This window comes from Mangrovimonas spongiae, assembly GCF_003944795.1.
GTDB lineage: Bacteria > Bacteroidota > Bacteroidia > Flavobacteriales > Flavobacteriaceae > Mangrovimonas > Mangrovimonas spongiae.
This window is the reverse complement of sequence record NZ_RWBG01000004.1, coordinates 103,701-119,365: the sequence shown is the minus strand read 5'-3', so window position 1 is coordinate 119,365 and position 15,665 is coordinate 103,701. Positions and strand designations below refer to the sequence as shown.

Annotated in this window: 18 protein-coding genes and 1 other RNA gene; 9 read left to right on the top strand and 10 right to left on the bottom strand. The window is 32.5% G+C overall.

What is annotated here, in order from left to right; translation table 11 throughout:
* Nucleotides 1-8 precede the first annotated feature (8 nt).
* Nucleotides 9-1,151: a glycosyltransferase family protein gene (locus tag EJA19_RS09505; protein ID WP_125468142.1), complete on the top strand. Its 1,143-nt coding sequence runs from the start codon at nucleotides 9-11 to the stop codon at nucleotides 1,149-1,151.
* On the opposite strand, the gene EJA19_RS09500 is transcribed toward EJA19_RS09505, so the two are convergent.
* The 4 genes from EJA19_RS09500 to typA all read right to left on the bottom strand — a co-directional run bounded on the left by EJA19_RS09500 (nucleotide 1,148) and on the right by typA (nucleotide 6,456).
* Nucleotides 1,148-2,482: an O-antigen translocase gene (locus tag EJA19_RS09500; RefSeq protein WP_125468141.1), complete on the bottom strand. Its 1,335-nt coding sequence runs from the start codon at nucleotides 2,480-2,482 to the stop codon at nucleotides 1,148-1,150. The genes EJA19_RS09505 and EJA19_RS09500 overlap by 4 nt on opposite strands.
* Entirely contained in the window at nucleotides 2,483-3,583 is a 1,101-nt protein-coding gene (locus tag EJA19_RS09495; RefSeq protein ID WP_125468140.1) for a DegT/DnrJ/EryC1/StrS family aminotransferase, read from the bottom strand.
* A complete protein-coding gene (locus tag EJA19_RS09490) occupies nucleotides 3,580-4,560 on the bottom strand; it encodes a GNAT family N-acetyltransferase (RefSeq protein WP_125468139.1) in 981 nt (326 codons plus the stop codon). Before EJA19_RS09490 ends, EJA19_RS09495 begins: the two co-directional genes overlap by 4 nt.
* Before the next feature lie 96 nt (nucleotides 4,561-4,656).
* Nucleotides 4,657-6,456 (bottom strand): translational GTPase TypA, encoded by a 1,800-nt coding sequence (gene typA, locus EJA19_RS09485; protein ID WP_125468138.1) that lies wholly within the window; start codon nucleotides 6,454-6,456, stop codon nucleotides 4,657-4,659.
* A gap of 190 nt (nucleotides 6,457-6,646) precedes the next feature.
* Between typA and EJA19_RS09480 the strand changes: the two genes are divergently transcribed.
* From EJA19_RS09480 to EJA19_RS09450, 7 genes are all read left to right on the top strand, one after another.
* On the top strand, nucleotides 6,647-7,006 hold the full coding sequence (locus EJA19_RS09480) for a hypothetical protein (protein WP_125468137.1): 360 nt from the start codon (nucleotides 6,647-6,649) through the stop codon (nucleotides 7,004-7,006).
* 33 nt (nucleotides 7,007-7,039) lie between these two features.
* Complete coding sequence (gene kdsA / locus EJA19_RS09475) at nucleotides 7,040-7,858, top strand: 3-deoxy-8-phosphooctulonate synthase (RefSeq protein ID WP_125468136.1); 819 nt, start codon at nucleotides 7,040-7,042, stop codon at nucleotides 7,856-7,858.
* 121 nt (nucleotides 7,859-7,979) lie between these two features.
* Entirely contained in the window at nucleotides 7,980-8,588 is a 609-nt protein-coding gene (locus tag EJA19_RS09470; RefSeq protein WP_125468135.1) for a hypothetical protein, read from the top strand.
* A 16-nt stretch (nucleotides 8,589-8,604) separates the two neighbouring features.
* Complete coding sequence (locus EJA19_RS09465; protein WP_125468134.1) at nucleotides 8,605-8,895, top strand: hypothetical protein; 291 nt, start codon at nucleotides 8,605-8,607, stop codon at nucleotides 8,893-8,895.
* Nucleotides 8,896-8,906: 11 nt separating this feature from the next.
* Complete coding sequence (locus tag EJA19_RS09460; protein WP_125468133.1) at nucleotides 8,907-9,203, top strand: winged helix-turn-helix domain-containing protein; 297 nt, start codon at nucleotides 8,907-8,909, stop codon at nucleotides 9,201-9,203.
* A gap of 51 nt (nucleotides 9,204-9,254) precedes the next feature.
* Nucleotides 9,255-10,631 (top strand): cell envelope integrity protein CreD, encoded by a 1,377-nt coding sequence (gene creD, locus EJA19_RS09455; RefSeq protein WP_125468132.1) that lies wholly within the window; start codon nucleotides 9,255-9,257, stop codon nucleotides 10,629-10,631.
* 57 nt (nucleotides 10,632-10,688) lie between these two features.
* The gene (locus EJA19_RS09450) at nucleotides 10,689-11,000 is read left to right on the top strand and encodes a hypothetical protein (protein WP_125468131.1); all 312 of its coding nucleotides are present in this window, start codon (nucleotides 10,689-10,691) and stop codon (nucleotides 10,998-11,000) included.
* A 25-nt stretch (nucleotides 11,001-11,025) separates the two neighbouring features.
* Here the strand turns inward: EJA19_RS09450 and EJA19_RS09445 are convergent, their stop codons facing one another.
* Together EJA19_RS09445 and EJA19_RS09440 are read right to left on the bottom strand one after the other, a co-directional pair.
* Nucleotides 11,026-11,808 carry an SDR family NAD(P)-dependent oxidoreductase gene (locus EJA19_RS09445; RefSeq protein WP_125468130.1) on the bottom strand — a complete coding sequence of 261 codons (783 nt, stop codon included), beginning with the start codon at nucleotides 11,806-11,808 and terminating at the stop codon, nucleotides 11,026-11,028.
* Between the two features lie 2 nt (nucleotides 11,809-11,810).
* Nucleotides 11,811-13,016 carry an NAD(P)-dependent oxidoreductase gene (locus tag EJA19_RS09440; RefSeq protein WP_125468129.1) on the bottom strand — a complete coding sequence of 402 codons (1,206 nt, stop codon included), beginning with the start codon at nucleotides 13,014-13,016 and terminating at the stop codon, nucleotides 11,811-11,813.
* A gap of 139 nt (nucleotides 13,017-13,155) precedes the next feature.
* Between EJA19_RS09440 and ssrA the strand changes: the two genes are divergently transcribed.
* Nucleotides 13,156-13,550: a transfer-messenger RNA gene (gene ssrA / locus EJA19_RS09435) on the top strand.
* A 36-nt stretch (nucleotides 13,551-13,586) separates the two neighbouring features.
* On the opposite strand, the gene EJA19_RS09430 is transcribed toward ssrA, so the two are convergent.
* The 4 genes from EJA19_RS09430 to EJA19_RS09415 all read right to left on the bottom strand — a co-directional run bounded on the left by EJA19_RS09430 (nucleotide 13,587) and on the right by EJA19_RS09415 (nucleotide 15,545).
* Nucleotides 13,587-13,976: a rhodanese-like domain-containing protein gene (locus EJA19_RS09430; protein ID WP_125468128.1), complete on the bottom strand. Its 390-nt coding sequence runs from the start codon at nucleotides 13,974-13,976 to the stop codon at nucleotides 13,587-13,589.
* Nucleotides 13,977-13,978: 2 nt separating this feature from the next.
* Nucleotides 13,979-14,293: a rhodanese-like domain-containing protein gene (locus tag EJA19_RS09425; protein ID WP_125468127.1), complete on the bottom strand. Its 315-nt coding sequence runs from the start codon at nucleotides 14,291-14,293 to the stop codon at nucleotides 13,979-13,981.
* Nucleotides 14,294-14,401: 108 nt separating this feature from the next.
* Nucleotides 14,402-15,013, bottom strand: coding sequence for a thioredoxin family protein (locus tag EJA19_RS09420; protein WP_125468126.1), 612 nt, complete (start codon nucleotides 15,011-15,013; stop codon nucleotides 14,402-14,404).
* Between the two features lie 7 nt (nucleotides 15,014-15,020).
* Nucleotides 15,021-15,545 (bottom strand): TlpA family protein disulfide reductase, encoded by a 525-nt coding sequence (locus tag EJA19_RS09415; protein ID WP_125468125.1) that lies wholly within the window; start codon nucleotides 15,543-15,545, stop codon nucleotides 15,021-15,023.
* Nucleotides 15,546-15,665 lie beyond the last annotated feature (120 nt).

Below are 15,665 nucleotides of genomic sequence, written 5' to 3'. Positions count from 1 at the left end.
AAATAAGCATGAAAATACTTTTAATAGGTGAATTTAGCCGATTACACAACTCTCTCAAAGAAGGTTTAACCAAATTAGGGCATGACGTTTTATTAGTTGGCTCTGGTGATGCCTTTAAAAAATACCCTGTAGATATTGACGTTTCACCTAAAAGCTTCAACAATAAACTAGGACGGTTCCTTAGAAAAATTACAGTTCGTGTTTTTGGCTTTGACATTGCTGATTTAGAAACTTATTTAAGGGGTAAAAAAAACCTTCATCAATTAAAAGGTTTTGATATTGTACAATTGATAAACGAAGATGCTTTTAACTTAAATCCAAGCTTACAAAAATTAATTCTAAAGCCTATATTTAAACACAATAAATTTGTTTTTTTACTTTCTTGTGGTGACGATTACTCTAGCACCAATTATTACCTAAACAATAAAAATAGATACTCTGTTTTAACACCATATTTTAATGATTCTAGTTTAAAAAACTACTTTCAATACTCCTTAAAATATGTAACACCTCCTTATAAAAAGCTCCACGACTTTATCGTAGCTAATTGTAAAGGTATTATTGCATCGGATATAGATTACCATATACCATTGCTTAAACACCCCAAATATTTAGGATTAATTCCTAATCCTATAAATATTGAAAAAATTGACTTCTCTCCCATAAAAGTGAACGACAAAATCAATATTTTTTTAGGAATAAACACACTATCTCGAATAAAAAAAGGGATTCCTTTTTTTGAAGAAGCATTAAATATTATTCAAAAAAAATATCCTGAAAAAGTTGATATAAAAATCACAAAAAACCTCCCTTATAACGAGTATATTAATATTTATCACAAAGCGCATGTTGTGTTAGATCAAGTTTATGCTTACGATCAAGGTTATAATGCTTTGGAAGCTATGGCAAAAGGTAAAGTAGTTTTTACTGGTGCAGAAAAAGAATGGCTTAACCATTATGATTTAAAAGAAGATACGGTTGCTATAAATGCACTTCCTGATGTTAATCAAATAGTAAAAAAAATAGAGTGGTTAATACAAAACCCTAAAAAAATCGAGGAGATATCAAAAAACGCTAGAGCTTTTATTGAAAAGGAACATCATTATATTACAATAACCCAATTATATTTAGACACTTGGAAAAACCATTAAGAATCCTCTGATTCTTCTTCATTATCACCTTTTAAAGTTTCATCTGGAATAACCCCAAACAGCGAAGAGCTAAATATTAATAAAATAATACCGTAATACATTACATAGGAAACAAAATGTGCTATTGTGGCTCCTTTTACGCCATACATATCTATAAAGTAAATACTTGTTGCATACAAAATAGCCACAGAAAAGGCTTCTGTAATAATGTAATGCCAAAACATTTTTTTAGCTAAGAACTGGTAAGCAATAACAATGGAAAGCACTTTTATAAAGTCGCCTAAAAGTTGCCATAAAAACAACTCTTCTACAGGCTGAAAGTCGCTTGAAAAAACAATTTGAACAATAAAACCTCTTAAAAGATAGATAACCAATAAGCCCGTAAAAAATATAGGAATGATGGATTTATAAAAGCCAAAAACTTCATTTCTAAAATCTTTCACATTATCAATTTCAGATAATCTAGGCAGTACATATAATGTTAGTAAGGAACTCACAAACATTAAGTAGTATTTAGAAATACGATTCATAGCTTCTAAAAAGCCAGCCTCTTCATCGCCTATAGTGTCTATAACATAAGTCCTTATTGCTAAAGCTACCATAGGAAGTACAATAGCGGAGAATAAAGCCATTAACGAATAAGACCCTAATTTTTTTACATAATTTAAAGAAAATCGCTTCACCTTAATTAAAGGCGCTAAACTTCTTCTATTTATTACACCTACAAGTGTTATTAAAAAAATTAATGACTCGGCAATTGCAACTGCTATTAAAGCTCCGTCTATACGGTTTTGGTAAATTAAAAGTAAGGTTACGCACAGTCCTAAAATTTGCCCAATAATGTTAATTATGATAAGTATTTTAAACTTAGAAAACCCATTAAGTATTGAAAATGTAAACATATTCAATACATAAAAAGGTAACGCTATAGCTGCAATTTTAATAACGTAAGCATAATCGTTATACGCTGGAAAGATTATTGTATTTATATAATCGGCATTAAAATAACATAAAAAGGAGACTAAAACCGTAGAAATAAACCCAAGATAGAAAACCGTGGATATGGTTTTACTTAACTCAATCGTGTTTTCTTTAAATTGAGCGATATATTTTACAACACCATTGTATAACCCTAAAGTAGCAAACGATTTTACCGAGCTAAGAAAATCTCTTAAGTTACCTATTAAAGCCAAACCTTCTGGTCCAACAAACAAGGCAATGGCTTTTGATGTTAAAAAACCAGCTACTATTCTAGTAATTACAGACGCCGAATTTAACGATGCTACTTTAAATAAAACATTATTATTTATGTACTTTAAGAGTCTTCTCAATTAATAGGTGTTTACAATTTTTACTACATAACTCACTTCTTCATCGGTCATAACAGGACTTATGGGCAAACTTACAACACTTTCATGAATAGCCTCGGTTATTGGTAGGTCTTTATCAGAAAAACTACTCATTGCCTGCTGTTTGTGTGGTGGTATTGGGTAATGTATTAAGGTTTCTATGTGATGCTGTTTTAAATAATTTATAAAACCGTCTCTATCGTTAACCCTAACCACAAACAGATGATAAACATGTGCTTTTTCACTATTTACAAAAGGAAGTTTGACCTTATTATTCTTTATTTCTGAAAAATATATTTTAGCTATTTCTTGTCTTCTAGCGTTATCTACATCTAAACTTGGTAATTTTACGTTTAAAATAGCAGCCTGAAGTTCATCTAACCGCATGTTAAACCCAAGATATTGATTAACATACTTTTTCTCGGCACCGTAATTTCTTAAACTCCTAATGACTTCGGCCAAATCTAAATGGTTAGTTGTTACTGCTCCAGCATCACCCAAAGCGCCTAAATTCTTGCCAGGATAAAAACTAAATGCAGCAGCATCTGATAAACTCCCAGCTTTATTTCCTTTTTTAGAAACAGCTCCATGAGCCTGAGCAGCATCTTCTAAAACAAGTAATCCATGCTTTTTGGCAAAAGCAATAACATCTTCCATATTAGCTAATTGCCCATATAAATGAACCGCTAAAATAGCCTTTGTATTTTCTGAAAAAGCATTTTCTATGTTCTCTATATCTATATTGAAGGTTTCTATATCTGGCTCGACTAAAACTGGCTTTAAACCAGAATTTATAATCGCTAAAATAGAAGCTATATAAGTGTTGGCCGGCACAATTACCTCATCGCCTTCTTGAAGTTTACCTAATACTTTATAAGCTTGAAAAAGCAACGTTAAAGCATCTAACCCATTGCTTACACCAATACAATATTTTGTTCCGCAGTACTTAGCATAATTTGCCTCGAAAACAGCTACCTCGTTACCAAGAATGTAACGTCCAGAGTTTAAAAACTTAGAAAAAACGTCTTGAAACTCATTTTCAAACCGCTGGTTAACCTTATGTAAATCCAAGAATTTAATCATATAAGCACGTTATTAAGTTTCTCATGGTTTTTAACGTTTATCTTATAAAAATCTTGTGTAATGCCACGTCCTCCAAATCCTTCTTTCCAATATTGCAACCCTGTATTGACTTGCTTTCCATTGTTTTCATTTGAAATTCCAAAATCGAAATACACTTTATCAGCAAACACCTGTGTTATTAAATGATGATGTAAAAAGTCTAGGCTTCCTAATTGATTTTTATCATGGTTTCCTGATATATACTGTGAATGAGCCACTTTATCGGTTATAAAAATGGTTGTCCCGGCTACAATTTTGTTATCATGATACACATTAAACTGTTTAATATTATTAGGAAACTTAGCTTTGAGTTGTTGAATTTCTTCTAAAGAATGTACTGGTTTAGCTTGATGCTTTTGTTCTAAATTAGGAATTAAAATGGTGTTCCAAAAAGCTTCAAAAGTATCATCTTCTTTTATAATTAGTTTATTCTTTCGCCCTCTTTTAACACCATCTTTTCGGTCTTTTGAGAACTTTACATGAGCCTTTAAATCAACTACCGAAAGTAAATCTCGTCTTAATAATTGAGCTTCTAGTAAAAACATTAAATAAGCTTGCTCTTCACTAGGAACATGACAATAAATGTTTGGTAATTGCTTTACAATTAAGGCATCTAGATGTTCATTTTCTAAATACTGCAAGAGTGTTTTAAAGATCTTAATAACAGAGTTAAATTTTAACCTATTACAAAACACTAAACCGCCGTAAGTTAATCCTTGATGAGAATACACGGTATCTTCTAAAATATTAGCTGGAAAGATAGCTTTTAGGTTATCCTTATCGTCAAAAAATAACAGCGAAAAATCATCGAATTTATGGTTATGATACTCCATAAAATCTCTATAAAACAAAAACGTGCTGTTTTTTGCTTTTGCAACAAAAGTATCCCAAAGGACTTTATCTGAAGTTTGATATTTTCTTACTGAATAACGATTCAAAAGGATTATTTCCTAAACTAATTTAGCATCTAAATCTAATGTATTTCTTTTTAAAAAAGAAAAAAGCCAAGTTTTAAACTTGGCTTTTAATTAATCTTAGATGTTTTTTGAACGTTTACGATCTACTTCTTTTAATAATATTTTTCGAAGACGTAAGTGATTTGGTGTCACCTCTACATATTCATCTTTTTGAATATATTCTAAAGCTTCTTCTAAAGAGAATTTTATGGCAGGAACAATTTTTGCTTTATCATCGGCTCCAGCACTACGAACATTACTTAACTTTTTAGTTTTAGTAACATTAACTGTCATATCATCTTGACGAGAGTTTTCGCCAATAACTTGTCCTTCGTAAATATCTTCTCCTGGATCGATAAAAAACTTACCGCGTTCTTGAAGTTTATCGATAGAATAAGGAATAGCTGTTCCGTTTTCCATAGAAACTAAAGAGCCGTTTAAACGTTCTGGAATGCCACCTTTTAAAGGTTGAAATTCTTTAAACCTATGAGCCATAATAGCCTCGCCAGCTGTTGCTGTAAGCAATTGATTTCTTAAACCAATAATACCACGAGATGGTACGACAAACTCGCAAACCATTCTATCGCCTTTAGCTTCCATACTTAAGAGTTCTCCTTTACGCATGGTAACCATTTCTACGGCTTTACCAGACACATCTTCTGGTAAATCTATTGTCATTTCTTCTACAGGCTCGCATTTTACGCCATCAATCTCTTTAATAATTACTTGCGGCTGACCAATTTGAAGTTCGTAACCTTCACGACGCATGGTTTCTATTAATACAGATAAGTGTAATACACCACGACCGTAAACCATAAATTTATCGGCACTATCGGTTTCTTCAACACGTAAGGCTAAGTTTTTTTCTAGCTCTTTTGTTAAGCGCTCTTTTATGTGTCTTGAGGTAACGTATTTTCCATCTTTTCCAAAAAATGGGGAATCGTTAATAGTAAACAACATGCTCATTGTAGGCTCATCAATAGCAATTGTTTTTAAGGCTTCTGGATTTTCCCAATCGGCAATCGTATCGCCTATTTCAAATCCATCAAGACCTACAACAGCACAAATATCTCCTGCAAATACTTCATCCACTTTCTTGCGCCCTAATCCTTCAAAAACATGAAGCTCTTTTATTCTAGATTTTACAATACTACCGTCGCGCTTTACCAAAGATATATTTTGATTTACTTTAAGCTCGCCGCGTGTTAAACGCCCAATTGCTATTCGTCCTGTAAACGACGAAAAGTCTAAGGATGTAATTAACATTTGCGTGTTTCCTTCAGGAATTTTAGGTGAAGGGATGTGCTCGATAACCATATCTAATAATGGTTCGATATTTTCGGTTGGTTGTTGCCAATCTTCACTCATCCAATTGTTCTTTGCAGAACCATAAACCGTAGGAAAATCTAACTGCCACTCTTCTGCACCTAATTCAAACATTAAATCAAATACCTTTTCATGAACCTCATCTGGTGTACAATTTTCCTTGTCTACCTTATTAACTACAACACAAGGCTTTAACCCTAAGTCGATTGCTTTTTGAAGCACGAATCTAGTTTGCGGCATTGGCCCCTCAAAAGCATCTACCAACAATAACACACCATCGGCCATGTTTAAAACACGTTCTACTTCACCACCAAAATCGGCGTGACCTGGTGTATCGATAATATTAATCTTTGTGTCTTTATAAGTTACCGACACGTTTTTTGAGGTTATTGTAATCCCTCTTTCGCGTTCTAAATCGTTATTATCTAAAATTAAATCGCCTGTATTTTCGTTTTCACGAAATAACTGGCAATGGTACATAATTTTATCAACCAGCGTTGTTTTACCGTGGTCAACGTGAGCTATAATTGCAATATTTTTTATTTGAGCCATAATTTAAAGCCTTGTTTTAAGCGCGCAAAGGTACGTTATATTTTAACATGTTGAGTAATAATCACTAATATTTAGTTAATTAAATGTTATAACGAAATAATTTGGCAATTTTGGGTTGTATCTTTCGTTATGGAAACAACTTACTAATCAATTCTGAGTTTTATATTAAACCCTGATAAACAAAAGAATTATGGCACTTTTTAGCAAGTATTACAAATACACTCCTTACTTGTATTTTATAGCTGTTACTGCTTACTGGTTTACGCAAGTTAATCGTACCGAAGGTATAACCGCCTATCCTATTTTACTATTTAGCCTGCCCTTTTTGTGGCAAATTATTAAACCAAACAGAAAACTAAATGCTATTTTAGGCATTACCTTTGTGTGTTTATCTTCTTATTTAATTTTAGCTTTGTTATCACATGCTTTACATCTAGTTCCAAAATCAAATGCTTTCTCGCAATATTTTACTTACGGTGGTTTATTTGCTGTTATTAATTTTATTATGGCTGTTTGGATGATACGAAATACTATTAAAAAAAGCTTTTAATTGATTATCTTTGCTGCTTAATATTTAAGCACCATGAAACTATCTGAAATCTCTAAAATAAAACATCCTAATTCTGATAATTTTTTCTTGTTATGTGGGCCTTGCGCTATTGAAAGTGAAGATATGGCATTACGCATTGCTGAAAAAGTGATTTCCATAACAGATAAATTAGAAATTCCTTATGTATTTAAAGGAAGTTTTAAAAAAGCTAATCGTAGTAGGATTGATAGTTTTACAGGTATTGGAGATGAAAAAGCGCTTAAAATTTTAAGAAAAGTGTCAGAAACATTCGATGTTCCTACCATTACAGATATTCATGAAGCTTCTGACGCAGCTATGGCAGCCGAATATGTTGATGTGCTGCAAATTCCTGCATTTTTAGTTCGTCAAACCGATTTAGTTGTAGCAGCTGCCGAAACAGGAAAAGTGGTCAACCTTAAAAAAGGACAATTTATGAGTCCCGAAGCCATGAAACACGCCGTACAAAAAGTAAAGGACTCTGGTAGTGATAAAGCTTGGATAACAGATCGCGGTACTATGTTTGGTTACCAAGACATGATTGTTGATTTTCGTGGAATTCCTACCATGAAGCAATACGCTCCTGTTGTGTTAGATGTTACTCATTCTTTACAACAGCCCAACCAAAGTGTTGGTGTTACAGGTGGCAGACCAGATATGATTGAAACAATTGCTCGTGCTGGTGTTGTAAACAATGTAGATGGTTTATTTATTGAAACACATTTTGATCCTGCCAACGCTAAAAGTGATGGTGCCAACATGTTACATCTAGATAACCTTGAAGGTTTATTAACTAACTTAACAGCTATTAGAAAGACCATTAATAGCCTGTAGTAGGTTATATAGGTAATACTTCTTACGCTTCTGTTATTTTTTTTTATTCAATATATTAAATACAAATTAATGTATGAAAATTAAAATATTTTCATTTACTTTGTATTTCAAAGTTCTTTATATGAAGTCAAAAGATTATTTAAAAGACATTAGCGAGATTAAAGATTTAATGAACAAATCCTCTCGCTTTATTTCATTAAGTGGTTTATCGGGTGTTTTAGCTGGCATTTACGCTATTATTGGGGCTACTATTGCTTACTTTCTGGTTAACAACTACAGTTATGGCACATTACTTTTAGATGGGCAAATATTTAGATGGGTCTTGTTAGACTTAATTTTAATAGCGCTATTTAGCATTATAACAGCTATTATATTAACAACAAGAAAAGCCAAGAAAAATAACGCTAAAATCTGGGATACATCATCAAAACGGTTAATTGTGAATTTTTTAATTCCTTTGGTTACAGGCGGATTGTATATTCTAATTATTTTAGGACAACAGAAGTACGGACAAGCAGGAGCGTTAATGCTTATATTTTATGGTTTATCGCTAGTAAATGCCTCAAAATATAGTATTGGAGATATTAGATATTTAGGATATATAGAAATTATTTTAGGACTTGTTTGTGCTCTATTTCCTGGTTACGGATTTTGGCTTTGGGTTTTAGGCTTTGGCATTATGCATATTATATACGGCACTTGGATGCACTTTAAATACGACAGAACATAAATTAATCTCTTTAAACATGACTATAAACAAAAAAAGAATCGCAACCATACTAATAGTAATTTCAGCACTATTACTGGTGCCTTTAATTGCTATGCAATTTAATAGCACGGTTAATTGGAGTACCTTCGATTTTGCTATTGCTGGCATCATATTATTGGCTGCTGGACTAACTTTAGAATTCATATTAAGTTCTGTTAACAAAAAAAGGATAAGAAACATACTAATTATTCTACTTATTCTGTTCTTCTTATTACTTTGGGCTGAACTTGCTGTAGGCATTTTTGGATCTCCTTTTGCGGGAAGTTAATCTAGATATTAATGAGTCTTATAAATAATATAAATAAGGTTTTTGATCATAGAGTAAGATTAGGCATCATGTCTATCCTTATGGTAAATGAGTATGCCGATTTTAATACATTAAAAGAGTTGCTAGACGTTACCGATGGTAATTTAGCTAGCCATACAAAAGCCCTTGAAAAAGCTGAATATATTATTATTGAAAAACAATTTATAGGAAAAAAACCCAACACAAGATACATTGCTACTAAACTAGGAAGACTAGCTTTTCAAAAGCATATCGATGCTTTAGAACAACTCATAAAAAACACTGAATAATTTTTTTAACTTTTTACTTTGAAAAACAAAGTGCTTTTAAAACAATAAAATATGGAAAACTCAAAAAAACCTCAAACAAGCAAATTATGGCATTGGCTAAAAACATCTATCACGGCAAGGTTACTTATGGTTGGCTTTTTAGTTGTTGTACTTTTAATACCATTATCATACATAAACAGTTTAATTACCGAACGCTCAATAAGACAAAAAGATGTTGTAAATGAAATTAATGATAAATGGGGGCAAAATGTATTGGTATATGGCCCTATTTTAAAAATTCCTTACAAAACCTATACCGAAACCAAAACCTACAACGAAAAAACCGAAACCTATTTTAAGGAAACACAAACGCATATTAACTACGCTTATATTTTTCCTGAGACTTTACATTTAGATAGTAATGTGACTTCAAAAACATTAAATCGGGGTAACTTTGAATCGGCTGTATATACTACGCAAATGACCTTTAATGGTGAGTTTAGCCCAATTCAATTGCAACAAAAAAATATTAAACATGAAGACATTGTATGGGATAAAGCCACTATTATTATAAAAACATCAAACTTAAAAGGCATTAAAAGTGAAGTCAACCTAACTTTAAACAACCAAACCTATAGTTTTAGCACTAATTTTAATAATGATAATCAAAGATACTCCGAAAGGTTAGATGAGCTGGAATCTGTTTATATTAACGAAAATCATCTTCCTAAAAATAGCAACAAACAATTCCGGTTTAACTTAAACTATAACGGCAGTAAAGACATACAAATTATTCCTATTGGTAAAACAACCACCATGACAATGACATCAAACTGGCCAGACCCTAGTTTTGTTGGCAATTTTCTTCCCAATAGCGACACAAAAAAAATTACTAAAAAGGGGTTTAAAGCAGATTGGCAAGTCCTTCATATAAACCGAGCGTTTTCGCAACAATATCTTAATAAAATACCTAATTTAAATCAGTTCTCATTTGGCACAAAATTTATGGTTATGGTAGATGAGTACCAAAAAAGTGAACGTTCTGCTAAATATGGATTTCTCGTTATTGGATTAACCTTTTTGGTATTCTTTTTAATACAAACACTTAGTAAAATTACTATTCATCCGTTTCAATATTTAATGATTGGTTTAGCCTTAGTTATGTTTTACACACTTTTAGTTTCCATATCGGAACACGGCACCTTTTTAAAAGCCTATCTTATTGCTGGCATATCGGTTGTATTATTAATATCATGGTACTCTAAATCTATTTTAGGAGCGTTGAAATTCCCTTTGTTTATAGGACTCTCTTTAACCGCACTATACACCTTTATTTATGTTATTATACAACTAGAAAGCTATGCATTGCTTGTTGGAAGCGTTGGTTTATTTGTCATATTAGCCAGTGTTATGTTTGTTTCTAGAAAAATTGATTGGGATAATAACTAACACCTATTACACCTCGCTTGTTACAAATAAGCGAGGTTCTTTTATTAAACGTTAATTATGAAAAATAGCTTAATCATCACTGGTCAAATAACTGCTTTACTAAGCTTTATAATAGGAACTAGTTTATTTTCAATTCAACTATATTTTGGCATGTTTGCCATTCCTGTCTTATTAATTGTAGGGTTTCTTTTAACAGCATTTATAGCCAACTTGGTCATCTTATCTGTTATCGTTGGTGCAAGTATTTTAAATAAAATAGACCGAAATGAAGGTTTAAAAACGTGCCTCATTATGCTATTAAATATCCCCATAGCACTACTCTACTATTATTTAACAATAACGTTTTCTAGAAACAGTTTCTTATTTTAAATCAAGAAATATCGTTGATGACAATTTATTCTTTCCTGTTTTTCTCCTGAATATTTCTTACAATATTAGCAGCCATCTTTCTAGGAACAAATCTAGGTAATGTTGCTAAAAACTTATTAAACGTCCCTGGAATAGCCACTGGCTTTCCTTTTTTTAAGGCTTTATAACCATAAACAGCAACATCTTTAGCGTTAGCCATATTAAATGTTATTTTATTCTCTGAAGTACCACTAGATACCACTTCTTGAAACGAGGTTTTTGTAGGTCCAGGACACAAAGCTGTTACCGTAACTCCTGTTCCTTTTAATTCGTTAGAAATGGCTTCTGAAAATGATAAAATATAGCCTTTTGTAGCATAATAAAGTGACATTAAAGGTCCTGGTTGAAATGCCGCTAACGACGACAAATTTAAAACTTTCCCAGAGCCTCTTGCTACCATTTGTTTTAACACAAGCTTGGTTAAATGCGTCGTTGTTACAACATGTAAGTTTAGCATTTGCGATTCACGCTCCCAAGATGTTGTATGAAAAGATCCAAACAAACCAAAACCAGCATTATTTACTAAAATTTCAATTTGCTTATCGCCAACATCTTTCATAATCTCTTCCGATATATTTGCTTGGCTTAAATCTTTAGTAAGTGTTAGCGCATTTACACCATATTTAGATTCAATTTCCTCTTTAGCTTTCAATAAGTTTTCAGGGTTAATATCTACCAAAACTAAATCATAGCCATCTTTGGCAATAACATAAGCTAACTCTAAACCTAAACCAGAAGCGCCACCAGTAATTAATGCTGTATTTTTCATGCTTATTCTTTTCCGTCTATATAGTCTTGTAAATATTTAAAACGTGTCGTTAATTGACCATTTTCGGTAATTTTAGCACGTTCTAAAACCCCTTCTTTATCGTTGTTAAAAAAGGCTGGTATAACATGTTGTAAAAACAACTCTCCAAAACCTTCGCTAGCATCTTTAGGTAACTCGCAAGGCAAATTATCAACTGCCATAACTACAATGGCCTCATCGTTCATAAAATCAATCTCTTTTTCGGTTTCTGCATGATAACCATAAATGGGATCTGCAATTGTTGAAGGTCTAATTGTGGTTGCTACTGGCCCATCAATGTCGCAACTTACATCGGCTACGAGTTTAATATTAAAGTCTTCTGATTTAGCATCGTCTCTAGTATACAAATAAGGGGATCCATCGCCGTAAAAATGGCCTGCAATAAAATAGTCGGTTACTTTTGCAAATCGCATAAAATCCGACACATAATCTTCTGGGTGATTATAAAAATCTTTATTATTTATCACCTGACCATCTTTACGCTTATTGTAGTCTAAAACATCTATTTTACAATATACAGGCTTATCAAACGAAGTGTTTAAATACTCATGTACAGAGACAGAAGTAATATGCATAGCGTCTAGCATTTCCTGTGCGCCATTTGCTACTTTTCCGCTACCGGTTAGTAGAATTTTAATATTGGGGAATTTTATACCCTGTAGTTCTTCTATTAAAGCTTTTTGGTCAGGCAAGGTTTCTGCTTTAGGCAAATTCCAAGAATTTTGTTTTAGTCCCCAAGCTCTAAACCCATTGTAAGCACCAACAATTCCAGCATATCTACCAAAACCTATTAACCTGGCACCTGTTTCCTTCACTATCGTTTCATGATCGTAAAGCTCGATATTTTTCTCTAAAATAGCTTGAAGCAGCTTTCTATTATAGGGCTGCTTTTTTATAGTATGCGAAAAGAAAAAGTATTTTTTATTAGGAATTAATGCCGTAACAGGAACTTCTTTTACTCCAAGCATAACCTCACAATCTGAAACATCTTCAGACACTTCAAAACCAAGATTTTTATAGGTTTCATCTGAAAACACTCTAATATCTGAACGTTCTATTTTAAATGAAGCTTCTGGATATTTCTCCTTTACTTCTAACAATTTTTCTGGCGAAAAAACTACACGTCTATCTGGCGGGTTTTTACGCTCTTTTATAATAGCAAACTTCATATATTTTTGGTTTTAAATAGCTGCCTGACATTTTTTAAACTGGCATAGAATTTGCACGAAAATACATGGATTTAGCGTGTTGCACAACTTTTTTTAGTAACTTCGCCATCCTTTAAAAAAATACGTTCATAAATATATTGGGGTCGACTGGTTTTGACAGCGAGATTTATTAACCAGTAAGCACGTCGTGCTATGATATTAACACACGTAACATGTTGTATCAACTTTTTAAACGGCGAGAATAACTACGCTTTAGCTGCATAATCTGAATTATAGTAAGATTTGCCTCGGCGCACAAGGTGCGCAAGCTAAATGTCCTTGGAAAGCCTTGGTTAGTGGCGTTCCGCTTAAGGGCATCGTAAAAATTAACCTAGAACCATTAGCGCTTTGATAAGGGTTCGACATTTTAAAAGCTAAGTTGTAATTAGGTTGTTTTTTGCCGGCTTACAAACGAAAATTAAGAAAAAACTAAACGTGTAGAAAGCTGCTTGGTAACTTGTTTGGACGAGGGTTCGAATCCCTCCGACTCCACTTATAAAAAAAGCCTCTCAACTTTGAGAGGCTTTTTTATTACTTTACGGTAACTTGATGGCCTTCATGCTTCCATTGTGAAATACCACCATCTAAATCGTAAACCTTTACAAAACCTGCTTTAATAAGTTTTTCGGCGCATTTGGCGCTTCTGCCTCCCGATTTGCAATATACAATTACAGGCTTTGTTTTATCTAGCTCAAGTATATCTTCTTCAAAAGTATCAGAATAATAATCTATATTTTGTGCATGGTCTATATAACCTTCTTTATATTCCTCTGGTGTTCGTACATCTACTAATTGTACATCATCCATATCGAGTAATGTTTGCATTTCTTCAGATGAAACAACGTTAACATTCTCACTCCTACTAATGCAAGACATAGCAACTATAGAAAGTAAAACTAAAACAAAGGCTGATTTTTTCATAATTATATATTTTCTACATCACCTTCCCATTCGCTAAAACCACCAAGAAGGTTATGGGTCGTTGTAAATCCTAATTGGTTCATGATAGCACAAGCTTGACCACTTCTATTACCTGAACGACAATAAATATAGTAATTTTTTGACTTATCTAGTTTTTCTACTTCATCTATAAATCCTTGCCCCATGTAAATGTCTATATGTTTGGCATTAGGGATAATGCCGCCTTCTACCTCTTCTTGGGTTCTTACATCTAAAATAATTGCATTATCATCTTCTGATAATTGCGCTAACCATTGGTCTTGTGTTAAATCTGCCATATTATCTTTTTATTTGCAAATTTAAGGTTTTACAAAGACATTTATCATAAAAAAACCGAAGACTTATTTCTTCGGTTTTTTCAATAAAATTAGTTTCTTTTTTAACGGTTATACTTTTATAGTACAACCAATAGCTCTTGTATGTGTTTCTTTAACAGATTTACCTTCTAATAAAGCATCAACAGCGTCTTCTACATACTTTTGGTTAACAGCATTAACGTCTTTATAATTATCATCAATAGCTCCAATATATTTTACTACATTTCCTTTGTTTTCTTTTTGAAGCACGAAAACATGTGGTGTTTTTGTGGCGCCATATTGCGGATATATTTCCTGACCTTTATCCATTAAATACGGAAATGTAAACCCTTTAGCTTTAGCTCTAGCTTGCATAGCTTCCATACGGTCTCCTGATTGTACTTCTGGATTGTTTGGCATAATAGCAATAACAGGATAGCCTTTTTGGGCATATTTTTTATCGAGTGCTATTATTCTGTCTTCATAAGCTACTGCATAAGGACATGTATTGCAAGTAAAGACAACGATAAAGCCTTTGGCATCTTTATAATCCGATAATGATACCATTTTACCATCTATATTTTCTAATGCAAAATCTGTAGCTACATCGCCTACTTTATAGCCTTTGTTTTCTGTAGTATTAGTAAATGCTGAAAACAGCAAAATGGCCATAATCACAAATAAAGATTTTAGTGTTTTCATAATATTTTTAGTTTAAGAATGGTTTAAGTTCGGTTTCTAGCTCATTATAAGTAAAAGATTTTTCAAAAAACTTCCGTTCTGTTTTGTTAAAAATAAGTGTAGCCGGAATGGCTCCAGACCAATTTTCGTCTACTTTAGGAATCCATGTATTCATATCTGGATCATCTAATGCCACTACATTTGATTGTAAATTGTGTTCCTTTATAAAAGGTTTTAATTTACTCTCGTACTTAGCAGGAAAATCTAGGCTTACAAGAAGTAGCTCCACGTTTTTCTCTTTGTAATTACTACGTAACTGCTCAAAATAAGGCAATTCCTTTACACAAGGTTTGCACCAAGTTGCCCAAAAATTAACCACGTAAGTTGTATCGCTTTGAGTTGAAAGCATTTTTTCAAGTCCTCTAAAATCGTAAACCTCAAGCTCTATAGCTTCTGAAGTTTCAACACCTTCTTTTTGAACAATAGATGTTGTTTTTTTCTCTTTACAAGCAACCAATACAATAGTCGCAATTACCAATGCAATTCTTTTCATACGTTTAAAAATAAACACTTCAAACCTTAGCGCTTGTTCATTTAACAAAATTTTATTGCTTTTAACATTCGTATGCCTAAAATAAATTTTCAACAAAAGTTTGAAAAGCAGAATTTCGTT